The following is a 454-nucleotide window of genomic DNA, read 5'->3' on the forward strand; positions in this document are numbered from 1 at the left end:
GGGACGCCGGCCACGACGTCCCCGGCCGGTATGACGCAGACGTGCACGTCGGGGACCAGCGTGAGCGCGCGGCGCCCGCAGGCCGGGCCACCGTCGAGCACGATCGTGCCGGTCTCGGCCACCCCCACCGCGGCGCCGGTGAGCACCGCGTCGACGGCGTCCAGGCCGGGCACGGACAGCGGCGCCTCGCTGGTGTCCCGGAGCACCTGCCCGCCGGCCCGTGCCACCGCCTGTTCCGCCGCGGCGAGCCAGTCCGCGGGCAGCCCGGCGGGCACCGCGACCCGGCGCGCGCCGGCGAGCGCCCGCACGATCGCGGCGGTCAGGCCGTCCGGACGCACCCGGTCCACGACGGCCCGGTAGTCGGCGACCCGCTCGTGGAACAGCTCCACCGTCGCCGCCGACCGCCGCCGCGCGTCAGCCGTGTCGGCAGTGCTGGCGGCCGTGCCAGCCGCGT

The 454-nt window shown here is 79.7% G+C and carries 1 protein-coding gene; it reads right to left on the reverse strand.

The genetic code is table 11. The features are described 5' to 3' along the window. Positions 1-389: LUD domain-containing protein (locus AC5LUJ_RS10675; RefSeq protein ID WP_493464857.1), on the reverse strand; the 389-nt coding region annotated here is incomplete at its 3' end. Between the last annotated feature and the right edge of the window lie 65 nt (positions 390-454).

Source organism: Protofrankia sp. CiP1_Cm_nod3, from assembly GCF_982290655.1.